This is a genomic window from Staphylococcus sp. LCT-H4, assembly GCF_001866145.1.
GTDB lineage: Bacteria > Bacillota > Bacilli > Staphylococcales > Staphylococcaceae > Staphylococcus > Staphylococcus succinus.
In genome coordinates this window covers 996,760-1,017,641 of sequence record NZ_MODY01000001.1, presented here as the reverse complement: position 1 = coordinate 1,017,641, position 20,882 = coordinate 996,760, and the positions used below count along the sequence as shown (strand labels likewise).

Below are 20,882 nucleotides of genomic sequence, written 5' to 3'. Positions count from 1 at the left end.
GATAATGATGTTTATAGGTTATAATAGTGCCGCTCTTATTTTCACATTATGTTCTAAGTATGCTTTTAAACAGCTCAACATATATACCCAACCTTCTTTTTGCATAATGATTGAATCAATATCTTTTTCGTCAAATGCTTTCTCTATAGTGGTAACAATGGTACCCATTTCTGAAGCTTCAAATTGAATTGAGACAGATCGCTCTCCCCACGTGAATTCAATTTGGCTATTTAAATGCACCGCCTTCACTTGTATATCTAATACAGCATCATATTCTTTATATTCCAAGGTAATTGTTTTCCCAGCTTCCCATCTAGAAGAACTGGAAGAAAACCAAAATCCTCCTATTTCATTTGGATTAACGAAAGCTTCAAAGACTTTTTCTATTGGCACATCAACTTGCATTTTCGTAATAATATCCACATTATACCCTCCATTTAATTCATGTTATAAATTGTAGTTTACATGTCTTTTATAATTTTTTCACAAAAACATAATAAATATGTTGATAAAGTTATTTAACTTTGAGTAATAGACTTAGATTTCATACTAAATAACTACCCAGGTATGTAGCAAAAATAACACCCAAAGATGTCATACAAAGTTTAAGGGAAACTTTATTGCAAACTTAAAACAGAGCCATTCTAAGGATGCCTCTGTTTTTACATATATTTACAAAAAATTCCTACTGTTTTAATTATATAGACAACAACATGGATTGATGGTAATCTAAGTAAATTGTTACATTTTATACTATAATAGTAGTTAAATGCTTAAAAGATGATACAACTCATTTCACCAAATTTCGTGCAATAAAGATTCATTCAAAATCAATATATCAGGAGACTATAATGAAACATTCTTTTCACCCTTATTTATATTACATCATTATGTTAACGCTCGTAGGCATCTTGTTATTAGCGTTATATTTTTTGTATGTATGGAAAACTGATGTGCCCGCCAATCAAGACTATTATAGGGATTTTACAGCCCTTAAATCAGACACTCAAGAACATCGTGACTGGCAAATTAACACAAAGACAACTAGCAATAAAGATATACTTATTACTGCGATTCACGGTGGTGGTATCGAGCCAGGCACTTCCGAATTAGCTAAAATCATCTCTAAAAAAGGCGACTATAATCTATATAGTTTCGAAGGCCTACTAAAATCAAATAATTCTAAATTACACATTACTTCTACACATTTTGACGATCCTAAGTTAAAAGAAATGAACAATAAGTCAGAAGAATCTATATCTATACATGGCGTTCAAGAACAAGAGAAAGTTGTTTATATTGGTGGTAAAGATAAAGCTATGGCTAAATCTATTCGTAAAGCATTGGAAAAAGCTGGTTTCAATGTCGAAAAGAGCCCACACCATATAGATGGTGACTCAGCACAAAATATCATTAACCAGAATGATACAGGTTCTGGTGTGCAAATAGAAATTTCTACTAAATATCGAAAACAATTTTTCGAAGATGGCCGACTCGATCGTGCATCAAGAGAACAAACACATCATTATAATCATTCCATCTATAGCTTCGCTGAAGCAGTAACTAAAGGCATTAAATCGCAGACCATAAAAAAATAAATGATTCATTCATATATTAAAAAAGCGGATAATACCGCTTTTCTAAATTCCTCTAATATTTCCAGTCATGCAGAAATAAATCATTTACTTTCACAAAAAAAATCCCGTAAGCTTATGCTTACGGGATTTTTCAGATACAATAAATATTATTGTTCTTCTTTAACATATGGTAATAATGCCATATGACGAGAACGTTTAATAGCTAAAGTCAACATACGTTGGTATTTAGCTGAAGTACCTGTTACACGACGTGGTAAAATTTTACCGCGTTCTGAGATAAAACGTTTTAATAATTCTGTGTCTTTATAGTCGATGTGTGTAATACCGTTTGCTGTAAAATAACAAACTTTTTTACGACGACGTCCGCCTCTTCTAGGTCCACCTGCCATGGTTAACTGCCTCCCTTTAAGTTATTATTTTTTCATAATACGATCATTTAAGAATTTTCATTAATCATTTTGGACATGATTAATCATTTATACATTTCTATTTTTAAAAGATTTATAATATGTGTGAAATATTGTATTAAATCTTGTGTGTGTGTATATGTGCACCATTAATAGTATAAAATTATTCAGCATTTGTCAATATGTTCCGACATACAAAACACATTTACTTTAAAATAATTTATATTTTTGCTTTACCATTATTTTGATTTAAAACGACATTAACGGCCTTACTAAAGCCTTCATAGTGATTGCTAATAAAGAAATGACCACCTTCAAAAAACTGATAATCTACATTACCTTTTGTTAAATCAGACCATTTATATATATTCTCATCGCAAATCACGTCTTGCTTACCAACAAATACAGATAAATCTACGCCGACCTCGTGTGCTTTCGGCTCATTTTCATAGCGATCTACAGCTAAAAAGTCATTTTTTAAAGATGGCTTAACAAGGTCCCATAATTCCTTATGGTTTAGTACTTCTTCTGATGTACCACCTTTATTTTTAATAAACTGTTTAAATTCTTCATCCGACATATTTTCAATGTCATTATTTTTATCTGACACACCGATAGGCTCATTTGCACACAGAATTAAATGTTCTGGTAATTGGTGACCCATCATTTCAAGTTTATAGTAAATTTCATAAGCCAAAATTGTCCCTAAACTATAACCAAGTAAAATGAATTTTTCAGGTTTTTCTTTAATAATTTGTTGTGTTAAGTCCTCAACCATATCTTCCACACTATCTAAAGGTGTTTCGATTAACCTTTCACCACGACCCGGTAGCTCTAACGGTTTAAATTCGATGTAACTTGGTAATTTACTTTTCATTGGATAATATAATGTTTTATTACCCCCTGCAAAAGGAATACAAAATAACGTTATTTTTGACATATACTCGCCCCTTAAAGTATACATTGTGTATTAAATGTATTAGTAATATCTGTTAGTTCTACAATTAAATTATCATTATTACTTGCTTCCATAATGACCGATAGTGCATATTTCCCAAAAATTATGTCATGGAAACATGAAAAACTTCGATTCATCTTTGCTGTACTATCAACGATACTATAATGATTTTGTTCCGGTGTAATAGAAAATGAATCTAATTCTTTATATATCCCTGTACCTAGCAATTTTAAATAACATTCTTTCATAGTCCAAACTTCAAAAAAACGATTTAACTGATTATTATTATGCTTTCCCTTCATAATATACTGATATTCTGCTGAAGCAAAGTACTTTTTAGCAATATCCAAATCAATCATCTCAATTTTTTCTATATCAATGCCAATATTATCTTCACTGACTACACACACAGAATAGCCTTCAGTATGGGAAATATTAAAAAATAAATCACTTGGGTTTTGTAATATGGGCTTACCATATTCCCCTTTTTCTATTTGTATATCATCAAAATGACAACCTATATGCTGTTTTATACAAAAATACTTAAACAGTTCGGAATATTTAGCATTCCTTGGATTATTTTTATAAAAGGAAGCATTTGTATCTAATAAGTATACAGTAATTTCCACAGTTACACTTCCACATCATTGATTAAATAAAGACAAATGAAGCAGCAAATAATTATTTTGCTGCCTCAATATTGTCTAGAAATTATTTTTTGGATGAGTAATCATTTTAGATAATAATTCATTATCTGTTACTTTCCATTCAAAATCTAATTTTTTAAGAATAAAGTTGGTTTTGAAATCCATTACTTCAAAATGAGATTTATTGAACATATTATTGTCTAGTATACCTGTGTGTAATAAGAAATCATTGATTTCATCACTCTTCACACCATTTTCAATACATTCCATTAAATAGTCCATTAATTCATTCCATTGTATTTTTTCAATATTATAATCATGTTGATTATATACACCCATTAACTGTTTAAGTGTTAAGTGATGTGTATTGTATATATGGTGTATTTCATTACTCAATTGATTATTTTTAATCAACTTACTACATGCTTCGGCTGCTTGATCAACTGGTGTAAATTCTAAACTATCATGCGGAAGATCCGGGAATTTTTGTAGTGACTTAAATGATTTTATAACACTGTAAAAGGCGTTATTTTCTTCATTTTTCTGGAATAAACCAGTTCGAGAATCACATTGTAAATTACCTAATCTGTAGATATTTGTATTTACGCCTTTGTCTCTACTAGCAATTAATAGTTTCTCGGCAGCAATCTTACTATCTAAATAAACATTATTAGGTTTTTGACCGATATCAATGTCATGTTCAGTGAACGTAAGTTGCGCTTTGTTTTCTACTTTACCAGAAGCAATAGAAATTGTAGACATATGATGTATTTCTTTTGGATTATCATCTTGAGCAAATTGTAATAGCTGTTCAATACCTACAACGTTAGCACCATATGAAGCACCTTTTGTGGCGAAGTGATTAACGTTAGCGGCAGCATTTACGATAATATCAATATCATGCGCTAATGCTTGGTACGTGTCGTCAGCTATACCTAAATGATCAGCTTCAATATTACCTTCGACGATGTGAATTCTATTCGCATATTCATCACTCATTTGAGATTCAAAGTAATAAATCCAGTTATTATTCAACTTAGTTTCGCCAGTTATCTCTTTGTTACTTCTCACCATTACATAAATATTAAAGTCTGTATCCTCTAATAAATAATTTAGTAAGTAAACACCAAAGAATCCTGTAGCACCCGTAAGCAGAACATTTTTGCCATGTTTCTCGGCATCCGAAGCAATCACTTCATATTCACGCGCACTATTATCTTTGTAATCATTGATTTCTTTCATAAATTCACTGCTAAACTGATGTGTTTGATCTAAGTTCATTTCTTTGAGTGACGCTAACTTAGTCAACAAGTTAGTATCTGCACTATCATCAAGCGCTTCACTTATGCGTTCAATCGTTTGTAATTCAAAGATATCTTTAATCGAGATATTATACGTTTTTGAAAGTTCTGATGTCAGCTTAATTGCCTTAATTGAATCGCCACCAATTTCGAAGAAGTTATCATAAACGCCTACGCTTTCAGTATTTAACACATTTTCAACTGCTTCTATAATTGTAGCTTCGACTGCATTTCTTGGGCCAACATATGCTTTACTTTCAATTTCTATTTCTGGTAATGCACGTTTGTTAAGTTTTCCGTTTGCAGTAAGTGGTAACTGATCAATTTGCATCATATAAGCTGGAACCATATAGTCTGGCACTTTTTGAGTCAGCTCAGCTTTCACATCACTAAATGAAATATCAGTGTCTGAAACTAAGTAGGCACAAATTGATAAATCGTCGCCTACCATTGGTCTAACAATGACACCCACGTCTGAAATATAATCAATCTGACGTAAATGACTGGCAATTTCACCAAGTTCGATACGATAACCACGTATTTTAACTTGTTCATCAATACGACCGATATATTCAATCTCACCGTCTGATCTCCATTTCGCTAAATCACCTGAACGGTATAATTTACCTTCTCCAAATGGGTTGTCGATAAATTGTTGTTCTGATAATTCTGGGCGATTGAGATAACCATGTGTGACAGCAATACCGCCAATACACAATTCTCCTGGTACACCAATTCCAAGTAACTTATGTTTTTCATTTAAAATGTAAATTTGAACATTTGAAATTGGGCGACCGATAGGAATGATATCGTAAACTTTACTTGCAGGTAGCGGATTACACACAACCTCAATAGAAGCTTCTGTCGGTCCATATAAGTCGATTAACACTGTATCATTTGGTCCACCTATTAAATCATTAAAGCGATTGACTTGTTCTGGTTTCAACGCTTCACCACTTGCTGGGATATAGTTAATTGTAGCAATATCATTCACTCTATCCGCTGATTTAACATAATCTATGAATACACCAAGCATCGAAGGTACAAAGTGAACCATCGTAACTTGTTCTTTCTCAATCAGTGTAGCAATCGCATCTGGATTACCTTCTTCACCTGATGGTAATAGCACAGCTTGTGCACCAACCATTGCAAAGCCAAAGATTTCCCAAACCGATACATCAAAAGTATATAACGTTTTAAATAACACGATATCTTTACTATCGATATTAAATTCGTCAATCATCCAGTTAATTCGGTTCATGACACCTTCGTAAGATACGATTACACCTTTAGGTTTACCAGTGGTACCTGATGTATAAATGATGTACATCAAATCATCAGCATTTGTAACTTGTTCTAAGTTCTCTTCTGAGGACTCAGTGAAGATAGATTCAGCTGTTAAGTCTATCACTTCATTGTCGAATTGAATGGCCGTATCTAATGGGCTATCTGTCAGCAAGAGACTTGGTTGACTATCCTCTAACATAAAGTTAATGCGGTCAGTAGGATTATTAGGATCAACTGGAACATATGCCCCGCCTGCTTTCAAGATGCCGTAAATACCAACCATCATATCTAAAGTACGGTTTGTTAACATACCGACCAAGGTATTTGGTTTCACACCTTTGCCTCTTAAATAATGACCTAATTGATTAGCTTTAGCATTCAATTCGGCGTATGTCATACTTTCACCATCGTAAGTTATTGCCTTACGATCTGGTGTACGTTTAACTTGCGCTTCAAAATGATCAATAAATGTACGTCTATTATCCATATCTTTATACGTGTCATTAAACGTTTCAAGTACCTGAGTTCTTTCATCAGCTGTTGTGATGTCAATATCGCCAATATTTTTTTCTGGTTGTTGGGCAATATCATTCAATATTTCCATATAATGCGTTAACATACGTTCGATTGTTTGATCATCAAACAATTCTGCGCCGTACTCTAACGTCACTTTATAAGCACCATCATCTTCAATCATCATGTTCAAGTCAAACTTAGCGTTAGCGCTTGCCGCTTCTTTAGGCTCAACCGTCCAATCTTCAATCTGAATGCTTTCTCTTTCATTATTTTGTAATGTAAAGAGTACATCAAATAATGGATTACGTGTTAAATCACGTTTTTCAACAATTTCATCCACTAATTCCTCTAATGGGTATTCTTGATGGTCGTAAGCTTTCAATGAAACATCTTTGACTTCACTTAATAATTGTTTGAATGATTTGTTCGTTTCAGGATAAGCACGCATTGGTAATGTATTTACGAACATACCTAAGATATTTTCAGTATCTTGGTGCGTACGACCTGCAATTGAACTACCGACAACGACATCTTCTTGTCTACTATATTTATGCAGTAAGACCATAAATGAAGATAATAGAATCATATAATCTGTACTACCCGTTGTTTGTGTTAATTGATGTAATGCATTTCTAGTTTCTTCTGACATTTCAGCAGTCACCGTTTTAGCTGTGAAACTTTGTGATTTTGGTCTTATATAATCATAAGGTAAATCTAACACAGGTGCTTCTTCTTTGAATTGAGATAACCAGAACTCACGTTGATCGTTTAAATCACGAGAATGCATCCATTCACTATAATCTTTATATTGAACTTTCAATGTTTCTAGAGTTTGATCATGGTATAAAGAAGTAAATTCTTTAATAATCAAATTAATAGAGAAACCGTCAGAGATAATGTGGTGCATATCAAAGAGTAATGCATAATGTTTCTCAGCCAGTTTAACTATCTTAACTCTTAGCAATGGCGCTTGACTTAAATCGAACGGTTGTACAAAGTCATTAATTAATGTTTCATAATCATCTGTCGCAACTTCTTCAAATGCTACAGTAATAGGAGCTGTTTCATTAACAATTTGTACAGGATCGCCATCCACGTTTTCAAAATGTGTTCTCAATGTTTCGTGACGTGCAATCAATGATTGGAATACATTTTGCACACGGTCAAGATCTACTTCGCCTTGTATTTCTAACATACTTGGCATGTTATATGCCGTTTGACCTTTAGCCATCTCATTTAATACATAGAGACGTTTTTGAGGAGAAGATGTTAAATAGTAAGGCTTTGGTTGTGCTTTAGGAATAGTTTGGCCACTAAAATCGTTCGCCTGATCGTCGACAACTTTTGCAAGTTGTGCCACTGTAGGACTCTCAAACATTACTTTTAATGGTAAACGCACGCCCACGGCACCTTCAATTTTATTAATAACGCCAATTGCTTTTAGTGAATGTCCACCAATTTCAAAGAAGTTATCGTTAATACTCACTTGATCGATGTTCAATACATTTTCATAAATCGAAGCAAGTACGGCTTCTGTTTCATTTGTAGGTTCAACATAAGCTTTACTTTCAACTTTGATATCAGGTAGTTTTTTCTTGTCTAACTTACCGTTTGAAGTCACTGGTAATTGCTCAATTTGAGTCATATACGCTGGAACCATATAATCAGGCAGTTTTTGACCAAGTGTCGATTTAATCTCATCATTGTCGATTCCTTCATCAGATACCAAGTAAGCACATATCGCTAATTCTTCGCCTGCCATTGGTTTAGCAACCACTGCAACATCTGAAATGTGGTCAATTTGACGTAATAAGCTTTCAATTTCGCCAAGCTCAATACGATAACCACGTATCTTCACTTGTTCATCAATACGACCAAGGTATTCCACGTTACCTTCTGTACTCCATTTCGCTAAATCGCCTGTACGATACAATTTACCTTCGCCAAACGGATTATCAATGAATTTTTCATCCGTTAAATCAGGTCGATTTAAGTAACCTTTCGTGACACCTACGCCCCCGATACATAATTCTCCAGGAACACCGATACCCATAAGATTATTATCTTCATTCATAATATAAGCTTGAATATTCGCGATTGGACGCCCAATTGGAATCGTGTCATACGTTTGATCCGCTGTACATGGATAATAGATAACCTCAATTGAAGCTTCTGTAGGTCCATATAAATCAATTAATAGTGAGTTATTTGGTTCACCAATCAAATCATTAAATTGATTTACTTGTTCTGCTTTTAATGCTTCACCACTTGCCAGTACATAGTTGACAGTTGCGATATCATTTACTTTATTTGTTGATTTAATAAAGTCGATAAACACACCTAACATAGATGGTACAAAGTGAACCATTGAAATCTTGTGCTGTTCAATAAGCGATGTTATTTTTTCTGGATTACTTTCTTCACCAGAAGGTAATAATATTGCTTGGCCACCAACCATTGATAGGCCAAAAATTTCCCAAACAGAAACATCAAACGTAAATGGTGTTTTAAATAGAATCGTATCCTCACTACTGATGTAATATTTATCAATCATCCAATGTAGACGGTTCATGACACCTTTATACGGAACCATAACACCTTTTGGTTTACCTGTCGTACCAGATGTATAAATAACATACATCAAATCTGTAACATCTGTAACTTGAGACAAGTTATCTGTAGATTGTGTCGCTACGATAGAGTCATCTGTTAAATCCAACACTGCTTGATTGAAGTCAATCGTTGCATCTAAAGTTTGATCCGTTAATAACACGCTCGGTTTACTATCTCCTAAAATGTAATTAATACGATCACTTGGATAATTTGGATCTATAGGAACATAAGCGCCACCTGCTTTAAGAATACCGTAGATACCAATCATCATTTCTAATCGACGATTTGTCATCAAGCCAACTAGTGTGTTGGGTTTTACACCTTCAATACGTAAATAATTCGCAAGTTGATTGGCTTTAGCGTTCAATGCTTCATAAGTTAAGCTTTCACCTTCATACGTAATAGCAGTTTGATCCGGTGTTTTAGCTACTTGTGCTTCAAATATTTCTACAAATGTTTTTGTATTATTAAATGCAACTGTTGTGTCATTAAAATCATTAAATATTGTTTCTTTTTCCTGTTTAGTAATCATTTCAAGTTCACTGATTTTTTGTTCAGGCTGTTGAACACTATTTGTTAGAATTTCGATGTAATGTGCTAACATGCGCTCCACTGTATCTCGATTAAACAATTCTTCTGCAAACTCTAATGAAATTTTATAACCATCGTCCTCAAAGATTGTCATACTTAAATCGAATTTGGCATTTGTTGTTTCAGGTTCTTTCTGTTCAACTGACCAGTCTTCAATTTGTAAGCTTTCTTTTTCATTATTTTGTAATGTGAATAACACATCGAATAATGGGTTACGTGTTAGGTCACGTGTTTCAACAATTTCATCCACAAGCGCTTCTAGTGGGTATTCTTGATTATCATATGCTTTCAATGATGTATCCTTCACTTCAGAAAGTAACTGACTAAATGTTTTACTTCTTTCAGGATACGAACGCATAGCTAGCGTGTTTACAAACATACCCATCATATTTTCTGTATCTTTGTGTGTTCTTCCAGAAATTGGACTACCTACCACAATATCTTCTTGACGACTATATTTGTGTAACAACACGTTAAATGAAGATAAGAGAATCATGTAATCTGTACTGCCCGTTGCTTGAGATAATTTATGAATGTCATGACGTAGCGCTTCTGGTACTTCTACACTAACCGTCTTACCTGTATAGCTCTGCTGAACAGAACGTGAATAATCATATGGTAAGTCTAACACTGGTGCTTCATCTTCAAATTGAGATAACCAGAACTCACGTTGCCCCTCTAAATCACGCGTATGCATCCATTCACTATAATCTTTATATTGAACTTGCAATGCTTCCAATGCTTGACCATGATATAAAGAAGTAAATTCTTTAATAATCAAATTGATAGAGAAACCGTCAGATATAATATGATGCATATCGAACAACAATACATAACGCTGTTCAGCACATTTAACGACTTTAACTCTTAATAAAGGTGCATGAGCTAAATTAAATGGTCTAATAAAGTTATTTAAAAGTGTCTCATAATCATCCGTCGACGCTTCTTCATAATCAACCGTGATATTTGCATGCTCATCTATGATTTGTACTGGCTCACTGTCCACCGTATCAAAATGTGTTCTTAACGCTTCGTGACGATCTACTAAACTTTGGAAAGCATGTTGCACGCGTTCTACATCTACTTCTCCACGAACCTCTAACATGCTCGGCATATTATAAGCTGTTTGACCATCCATCATTTCATTTAATACATATAAGCGTTTTTGTGGCGATGATGCTAAATAATGATCTTTAGTTTCGGCTAATGGTATTTCTTGGCTGCTTACATCGTTCGCATGATTACCAATTGCTTTAGCTAATTGAGACACTGTTGGGTTTTCAAAAATTGTCTTCAATGGTATGCGCACTGATAACTTGCTTTCAATTTCATTGATAACACTAATCGCTCTTAATGAATGTCCGCCTATTTCAAAGAAATTATCTAAAGCACTTACGCGATCAAGATTTAATACATTACTATAAACTTCTGCAATCGTTGCTTCTGTTTCATTTCTTGGCTCAACATATGTTTTATTTTCCAGTTTGATTTCTGGCAATCCTTTTTTATCTAGTTTGCCGTTTGCTGTTACTGGTAAACTCTCAATTTGCATCATTAATGTTGGAATCATATATTCCGGCAATTTCTTACCAAGTGTTGCTTTAATTGCGTCGAAATCAAATGATGCTTCTGATACAACGTATGCTGCAATCATTAAATCTGCATTAGTTTCGCCTGATTGCGTAACAACTGCTACTTCTGAAATGTAATCGATTTGGGCGATTAAACTTTCAATTTCTCCCAACTCAATACGATAACCTCTGATTTTAACTTGTTCATCAATACGTCCAATATAGTCGATTTGGCCATCGTTACTCCATTTAACTAAATCACCAGTTCGATACATTTTACCTTCACCAAATGGATTGTCCACAAATTTTTCAGCAGTTAATTCTGGTCGATTTAAGTAACCATCTGTTACAGCTATACCGCCAATACAAAGTTCTCCTGGCACACCGATGCCCAATAAATTATTATCTTCATTCATCACATATGCTTGCGCATTCGCAATAGGTTTACCGATTGGAATTTCATGATATGTTTCATTTGCAAAGCATGGATAATATGTCACTTCAACCGTTGTTTCTGTTGGTCCATATAAGTTATATAATGATGTATTATTTTCAGCACCAATGAGTTGGTTGAATTGATTCACTTGCTCAGCTTTTAATGCTTCACCACTTGTAATGACATGATTCAATGATGCAATGGCTTTGTCATTAGTTGTTGTTTTAATAAAGTCGATAAATACACTTAGCATTGAAGGTACAAAATGGACCATAGAAATGTTTTCTGCTTCTATTAGTGATGTAATCTTCGCAGGATTACTTTCTTCTCCAGAAGGTAGTAAGACTGCTTGACCACCCATTACTGCCCAACCGAATACTTCCCAAATAGACACATCAAATGTGAACGGTGTTTTGAATAAGATTTTATCTTGATGTCCAAGATTAAACTCATCAATCATCCAGTTCAAACGGTTCATAACACTTCTATAAGGGACCATTACACCTTTTGGTTTGCCCGTCGTACCTGATGTATAAATCACATACATTAAGTTTGAAACATTCGTCACATGCGGCAAGTTTTCAGTTGGTAAATTATCAAGGAATGAATTATTAGTTATTTTAATAATTTCACCTTCATATTTAATACCATAGTCAACATTATCATCAGACAATAATACACGCGGTTGGCTATCACTTAATATGAAGTTTGTACGCTCATTCGGATGTTCTGGGTCAAGTGGTACATATGCACCGCCAGCTTTGAGAATACCGTATATAGCTACCATCATATCTAAGTGACGACGTGACATTAATCCTACAAGACTATTCGGTTTAACACCTTCGTTACGCAATTGATGAGCTAACTGATTTGCACGTTCATTCAACGCTAGATATGTTAAGCTCTCACCTTCATATGAGATTGCAATTTGATGCGGTGTTTTTTCAACTTGCTTTTCAAAACGTTCTACAAATGTCACTGAATTATTAAGCGCTAACTCAGTATTATTAAATTGTTTCAGAATTGTTTCTCTTTCTGTATCAGTAATGATTTCAATATCACTAATGTTTTGCTCTGGACGACGAACAACATTAGAAATTATCTCTACAAAGTGGGCTAACATACGTTCTACAGTATCTTCACTGAATAATTCTTGTGCATATTCTAATGAAACTTTGTAACCATCATTTTCATGAATTGTCATACTCAAATCAAATTTTGCATTTGTATCTGAAGTTTCTTTTTGTTCTATAGACCAATCTTCAATCTGTAGATTTTGTTTTTCATTATTTTGTAATGTGAATAACACATCAAATAATGGATTACGTGTTAAATCACGTTTTTCCACCACTTCATCTAATAACTCTTCTAATGGATACTCTTGATTGTCATAAGCTTTTAACGCTACGTCTTTTACTTCAGACAACAATTGATTAAACGATTTATTTCTTTCTGGGTATGCGCGCATTGCTAGTGTATTTACAAACATACCTAACATATCCTCAGTATCCTTATGTGTACGTCCTGAAATCGGACTACCCACAACGACATCTTCTTGTCTGCTATATTTATGCAATAAGACCATAAATGATGATAATAAAATCATATAATCTGTGCTACCTGTTGTTTGTGACAATTGATGGATTGCGCTTTGAACGTCTTCAGGCATCTCGACACTTACTGTTTTACCAGTAAAGCTTTGTTGATTTGTTCTAGAGTAATCATATGGCAAGTCTAATACTGGTGCCTCATTTTCAAATTGAGATAACCAAAATTCACGTTGATCATTTAAATCACGAGAACGCATCCACTCACTGTAATCTTTATATTGTACTTTTATTGGTTCTAAAGCTTGTTCATGATATAAAGCAGAGAATTCTTTCGTTATTAAATTAATCGAGAATCCATCTGAAATTATATGATGCATATCATATAGCAATACATAACGTTGTTCAGCTATCTTAACTATTTTAACTTTTAATAATGGTGCTTTACTTAAATCAAATGGCTGTACAAATTCATTTAATAACGTTGCTTCATCTTCTGTCTCAGTTTCTTGATAATCTACAATGATATTTGCAGTTTCATTAATAACTTGAACTGGTTCACCTTTGATTGTTTCAAAGTGTGTTCTTAACGCTTCGTGACGATCCACTAGTTTTTGGAATGCGCTTTGAACACGTTCTACATCAACGTTACCTTTAATTTCTAACATACTCGGCATATTATATGCAGTTTGACCCTCTACCATTTCATTTAAAACGTATAGACGTTTCTGAGGCGATGAAGCTAAATAATATGGTTGTACTTCAGCTTGAGGAATGCTTTGACCCGCACCATTTTCAGTATATTCGTCGACTACTTTTGCAAGTTGAGCAATTGTAGGACTTTCAAATACTAATTTTAATGGTAGGCGTTTACCAACTTCACTCTCAATTTTATTAATGATACCAATTGCTTTTAGTGAGTGACCACCAATTTCAAAGAAATTGTCATTTGTACTTACCTGTTCGATATTTAAAACTGACTCAAAAATAGAAGCTAACATTGACTCTGTTTCTGTTTCAGGTGCCACATAAACTTTACTTTCAACTTTAATTTCTGGTAATGCTCTTCTATTTAACTTACCACTAGAAGACACAGGCAGTTCATCTATTTGAGTCATATAAGATGGAACCATATAGTCTGGTAATTTTTGATTTAATTCTGTTTTCACTGTTTCAAAGTCAATCTCTTGATCTGACACAATATAAACGCAAATCGCTAATTCGTCATCAACCATAGGTTTCGTAATGACTGCTACATCTAAAACGGCATTGTTTTGACGTAATACACTTTCAATTTCACCTAATTCGATACGGTAGCCACGAATTTTAACTTGTTCATCAATACGACCAGAATAAGAAATATTACCGTCAGCATTCCAACGAGCTAAATCTCCAGTGCGATACAATCTGCCTTCACCAAATGGATTGTCGATGAATTTTTCTTGAGTTAATTCTGGACGGTTTAAGTAACCATTTGAAACGTTTACCCCACCAATCACAAGCTCTCCAGAAACACCAATACCCATTACATGGTTATCTTCGTCTAAAATATAGGCTTGTGTATTCGCAATTGGTTTACCAATTGGTATTGCTCTATAGTGGACATCACTGTCCGTTTCAAAACTAGTTACATCAATAGTTGTTTCTGTAGGACCATATAAATTAATCAGTTGTGTATTATTTTTACCACCAATATATTCATTAAATTGATTTACTAATTCTGGTTTTAGTGCTTCACCACTAGCTAAAACGTATCTTAAGCTAGAAACCAAGTGCGCTTGTTTTGTCGCCTTAATGTAGTTGATAAATACATTAAACATAGATGGCACAAAGTGAACCATTGTTGCTTCAGATGTTTGGATTAGAGAAGTGATTTGTTCTGGATTACCTTCTTCACCTGATGGTAATAACACAGCTTGTGCACCAACCATTGCAAATCCGAAAATTTCCCACACTGATACATCAAATGTAAATGGTGTTTTGAAGCAAATAATATCATCGCTATCGATATTATATTTATCGTACACCCAGTTCAATCTATTCATTACACTTTCACCAGCAACAAGCACTCCCTTAGGTCGTCCTGTTGTACCAGATGTATAGATGACATACATTAAGTTAGAGACATCTGTAATGTGTTCTAAATTATTTGTTGGTAATGTTTTCAGCGTTTGGTTCTTAGTTAAATCAATCACTGTATTATCATAAGCGATATCACTGTCTGGTGTTCTATCAGTGAGTAATACCGTTGCTTGACTATCTTCTAAAATATAGTTGATGCGATCTTTTGGATAATTTGGATCTACTGGAACATACGCACCACCGGCTTTAAGGATACCGTATATACCAATCATCATTTCTAATCGACGATTTGTCATCAAGGCAACAAGAGAATCTGCTTTTACGCCTTCATTGCGTAATTGATGCGCTAGTTGATTCGCACGATCATTTAATGCTTGATAACTTAGACTTTCACCTTCATATGTGATGGCTGTTTTCTCTGGCGTTTTAGCTACTTGATTTTCAAAACGTTCTACAAATGTTTGCGTGTTATTAAATGGCACTGTCGTATTATTAAAGTCATTAAATATGACATCTTTTTCATCTTGAGTCACCATTTCAATATCACTAATTTTCAACTCTGGTTCTTCTGCTATGTTTGAAAGAAGTTCCATAAAGTGCGTTAACATACGCTCGATTGTATCTTGATCAAATAGTTCTTGCGCATACTCTAAAGCAATTTTGTATCCATCGTTATCGTGAATCGTCATACTTAAATCAAATTTAGCATTTGTAAATGATGCTTCTTTTTGTTCTGTTGACCAATCATCGATTTGGAAACTTTCATTTTCATTATTTTGGAATGTGAATAACACATCAAATAATGGATTACGTGTTAAGTCACGTTTCTCTACGATTTCATCCACAAGCGCCTCTAATGGATATTCTTGATTATCAAATGCTCTCAAAGATGTATCTTTAACTTCAGAAAGCAATTGGTTAAACGATTTGTTACGCTCTGGATTAGAACGCATTGCTAGTGTGTTTACAAACATACCTAACATGTTTTCTGTATCTTTATGTGTTCTTCCAGAAATCGGACTACCAACAACAATATCTTCTTGTCGACTATATTTGTGCAATAATACCATAAATGAAGATAGTAATATCATGTAATCTGTACTACCTGTCGCTTGCGATAATTGGTTAATTGCATTTCTTGTTTTTTCAGGCATTTCCATGCTAACTGTTCTACCTGTAAAGCTTTGTTGGTTTGGTCTAGCATAATCGTATGGTAAGTCTAATACTGGCGCTTCTTCTTCAAATTGAGATACCCAGAATTCACGTTGTTCATTTAAATCACGAGAACGCATCCACTCACTATAATCTTTATATTGTACTTTTAATTCCTCTAATGCACGACCTTTATACAATGCTGTAAATTCTTTAATAATTAGATTAATTGAAAAACCATCAGAGATAATATGATGCATATCAAATAATAAGATATATTGTTTTTCAGCACACTTCACTACTTTGACTCTTAATAAAGGCGCATGCGCTAAATCAAATGGTTCAACAAAATCACTTAATAGTGAATCATAATCATCTGTTTGGGCTTCTTCATAGTCGATATGAATGCTACCTTCTTCATCAATAATTTGAACTGGTTCCCCATCTACAGTATCAAAGTGTGTTCTCAATGCTTCATGACGGTTCACTAATGCTTGGAAAGTGCTTCTAACACGGTCTACATCAACATCACCGCGAATTTCTAACATACTCGCCATGTTATAAGCAGTTTGACCCTCCACCATTTCATTTAACACATACAAGCGTTTTTGAGGTGAAGAAGTTAAATAATATGGTTTAGTTTCTGCTAAAGGAATGCGACGTTCGATAGCATCGCTCACTTCATTATCGATTACTTTTGTAAGAAGTGCTGCTGTTGGATTATCAAAAATCTTCTTAAGTGGTAAACGTTTTGAAGTCTTACTTTCAATTTCATTTATCACACTAATAGCTTTCAGTGAATGACCACCAATTTCAAAGAAATTATCAAAAATACTCACACGCTCTACATTCAATACAGTACTAAATATTTCAACAATCATTGTTTCCATATCGTTTCTAGGTGCAACATATTCTAAGTTACCTACTTTGATTTCTGGTAAGGCTTTTTTATTCAATTTACCACTTGAAGATACAGGTAATTCATCTACTTGCATCATATAACTTGGAACCATATATTCTGGCAATTGTTGACTCAAATCAGCTTTTAATGATTCAAAATCTATGTCTTGATTTGAAACAATGTAAGTACAAATAGATAACTCGTCATCGATAATAGGTTTCGCAACAACTGCTACGTTTAAAATAGCATCATTTTTACGGAGCACGCTCTCGATTTCGCCTAATTCGATACGGTAACCACGTATTTTCACTTGCTCATCTATACGTCCTAGATAAGAAATGTTCCCGTCTTCATTCCATTGAGCCAAATCACCTGTGCGGTATATTTTGCCTTCTCCAAATGGATTATCAACGAACTTTTCTTGTGTTAACTCTGGACGATTGAGATAACCTCTTGTGACATTAATACCGCCGATACATAATTCTCCTGGGACACCGATTCCCATTAAATTATTATCTTCGTTCAAAATATATGCTTGCGTATTTGCAATCGGTTTTCCGATTGGCACGACATCATATTTAACATTGCTATCAAAATCAAAGCTTGTCACATCGATTGTCGCTTCCGTTGGACCATATAAATTAATTAATTGTGTATCATTTTTACTACCGATAAGCTCATTAAATTGGTTTACGATAGTTGGTTTTAATGCCTCACCACTTGCTAAGACATATCTTAAACTTGAAATCATCTGTGTTTGATTTGTGGATTTAATGAAATTGATAAACACATTAAACATAGAAGGTACAAAATGGACCATCGTTGGCGCATAGTTTTGTATAACTGAAGTAATTTTTTCCGGATTTCCTTCTTCGCCTGATGGTAACAATACTGCTTGGGCACCAATCATTCCGAAACCAAATACTTCCCATACAGATACATCAAACGTAAATGGTGTTTTAAAGAATACAACATCTTCATTACCAATATCATATTTATCTATCAACCAATTTAAGCGGTTCATAAGGCTTTCACCTGAAACAAGAACCCCTTTAGGTTTACCTGTTGTACCTGACGTATAAATGACATACATTAAATTCGATACATCTGTAATGTGTTCTAAATTGTCAGAAGGTAATGATGCTATTGTTTCATTATCTGAAATATCAATTACTTTTTTATCGTATACAATCTCTTCTTGAAGTGCATTATCTGTTAATAGCACTGTTGGTTGACTATCTTCTAAGATATAGTTGATACGATCTGCTGGATAGTTTGGGTCGATTGGTACATATGCACCACCCGCTTTAATAATCCCATAGATGCCGACTAACATTTCTAAACTACGATTAGCCATAATAGCGACAAGAGAATCAGCCTTCACACCTTCAGAACGTAAACGATACGCCATTTGATTGACCTTAGCATTTAATGCTTTATAAGTCAGACTTTCCCCTTCGTACTTAATAGCTGTTTTGTTCGGATATTTAGATACTTGTTCTTCAAATCGTTCAATGAATGATTGTGTATTATTCAACGCTAAATCTGTATTATTAAAGTCATTTAAAATGATTTCTCTTTCTTCTCCAGAAACAATTTCAATATCTTTAATTTTTCGTTCAGGGTCTTCAATCATACTATTTAATACATTTAAGATAGTCTCGTGTAATTGATAAACGCCTGCTTCATCCAATACATCAATTTGATAGTCATAATCAATGTCTAAACCATTTTTACTACTTCTATTACTAATATTCACACTCAATGGCGCGTTGTTTGTTCCATTATCTAACCATTCGTCTGTAAAGCCATCATTCATAAATTCTGAATCATATTGTGCGTTCTGGAAGGACACGAAACAATCTACTAATCCCTTTTTATTTCCACTATTTTCTACAATGTAGTCATAAGGGTATTTTCTGTGCTTCAGTACGTTAAGACTTTCTAATTTTATTTTGTTCAAATAAGATTTAATAGATAAATTTTTATCCATTTCTACAATCATTGGTAAAACTCTTGAAAATATACCTGTTGACGTTTTTTCTTTTCGATTATTCCTATTATGTATGAGCAATCCAACTGAATTAGTCTTAGAAAGCGTTTTTTTATGTTTAATAACATGCATTATCGCCGAAAACAGGTTACTTATACTTACTTCATTTTCTTCACAAAAGCGCTTAATATTATCTGTATCTTTATCAAGCAAGTGAATACTGATTCTTTTGCCTACTGCACTATCTAATGTTGTCTTTTCAAAAAGGATGTTATCTTCGAAATTTTCTAATTTTTCTAACCAGAATTCTTTATCTTTTGTAAATCTTTTTGAAGTTTCGTAATCATTCTCTGAAGCAATTGCTTCAAAGTAAGTCGCGCTTTCTGTCTCCTCATCTTCTTTATCAACTAATTTTTTAACGAGGTTATCTACAATGATTGTTACACCCCACGCATCACTAATCAAATGGTGTTGTAACAAGAATATACCTAAATGACCATCTGGGCATTTCGCTATAATGACCCTATACAGATCTTCATCCAAGGCAAAGATATTCATACTCGCAGTTTCTTTAACCCATTTTTCATAGCCAACTTCATCTTGATAAAAATCTACAAATTCAAAATCTTGATGTTCATAATCTACTAAATATTGCTTGTAATCCCCATCTTCTTTGGTAATTCTAATTCTAAGTGTGTCATGTTGTTCTATCACTTTATTGAAGGATTCGTTTATTTTTTCGTATCCTAATCCATTTTCTACATGAACCACACCAGCTATATTGTTAATACTTGTGTTTTCATAAAATTGTTCGATTTGTAATATTTCTTTTTGTGCATAAGATAATAATTTTGTTTTTATCAATTAAAGCGAACCTCCTATCGATATACAGTACATAACTTATAATAATATTATTTAAAGTATAATTCAATCATATTATACGTATTATATTTTGCATATAGTAAAATAAATTCCCATTTATCAATTTATCAAACATTGTTAATAAAATTTTAACAATGTTAAAAATATGTAAATTATCGATTATTATAAAATAAATATAAGAATTAAATTTTATTCGCAAGTAAAGAAATAATACACGTTTGAATTACGCAAAATTCTATATAAATAAAACTGAATTTTTAGATAATTAATTTCATATTTTTTCTCTTCCCTATAACTATATAAAATCTTTTATCATATAGTTATAGTATTAAAAAAGTACATCTTCAATAAATTGAAGATGTACTTTTTATCGTATTATATTTCACACATTCACACACAC

At 33.4% G+C, this 20,882-nt stretch carries 6 protein-coding genes; 1 reads left to right on the top strand and 5 read right to left on the bottom strand.

Annotation, left to right across the window (positions count from 1 at the left end):
* Window positions 1-18: 18 nt before the first annotated feature.
* On the bottom strand, window positions 19-423 hold the full coding sequence (locus BK821_RS04560; RefSeq protein WP_046836913.1) for an SRPBCC domain-containing protein: 405 nt from the start codon (window positions 421-423) through the stop codon (window positions 19-21).
* A 428-nt stretch (window positions 424-851) separates the two neighbouring features.
* Here BK821_RS04560 and BK821_RS04555 point away from each other — a divergent pair, with 428 nt between their 5' ends.
* Window positions 852-1,598 carry a poly-gamma-glutamate hydrolase family protein gene (locus BK821_RS04555; protein WP_046836914.1) on the top strand — a complete coding sequence of 249 codons (747 nt, stop codon included), beginning with the start codon at window positions 852-854 and terminating at the stop codon, window positions 1,596-1,598.
* A gap of 146 nt (window positions 1,599-1,744) precedes the next feature.
* On the opposite strand, the gene rpsR is transcribed toward BK821_RS04555, so the two are convergent.
* The 4 genes from rpsR to BK821_RS04535 form a co-directional block, all read right to left on the bottom strand.
* Entirely contained in the window at window positions 1,745-1,987 is a 243-nt protein-coding gene (rpsR, locus tag BK821_RS04550) for a 30S ribosomal protein S18 (protein ID WP_002484306.1), read from the bottom strand.
* Window positions 1,988-2,225: 238 nt separating this feature from the next.
* Complete coding sequence (locus BK821_RS04545) at window positions 2,226-2,945, bottom strand: thioesterase II family protein (protein WP_046836915.1); 720 nt, start codon at window positions 2,943-2,945, stop codon at window positions 2,226-2,228.
* Window positions 2,946-2,956: 11 nt separating this feature from the next.
* The gene (locus tag BK821_RS04540; RefSeq protein WP_071331311.1) at window positions 2,957-3,592 is read right to left on the bottom strand and encodes a 4'-phosphopantetheinyl transferase family protein; all 636 of its coding nucleotides are present in this window, start codon (window positions 3,590-3,592) and stop codon (window positions 2,957-2,959) included.
* Between the two features lie 75 nt (window positions 3,593-3,667).
* Window positions 3,668-20,464: a non-ribosomal peptide synthetase gene (locus tag BK821_RS04535; protein ID WP_071331310.1), complete on the bottom strand. Its 16,797-nt coding sequence runs from the start codon at window positions 20,462-20,464 to the stop codon at window positions 3,668-3,670.
* Between the last annotated feature and the right edge of the window lie 418 nt (window positions 20,465-20,882).

What these genes read in the sequence shown, in the direction of transcription:
- BK821_RS04555 (WP_046836914.1), top strand. Translation starts at nt 852, where the DNA reads ATGAAACATTCTTTTCACCCTTATTTATATTACATCATTATGTTAACG.
- rpsR (WP_002484306.1), bottom strand. Translation starts at nt 1,987, where the DNA reads ATGGCAGGTGGACCTAGAAGAGGCGGACGTCGTCGTAAAAAAGTTTGT.
- BK821_RS04545 (WP_046836915.1), bottom strand. Translation starts at nt 2,945, where the DNA reads ATGTCAAAAATAACGTTATTTTGTATTCCTTTTGCAGGGGGTAATAAA.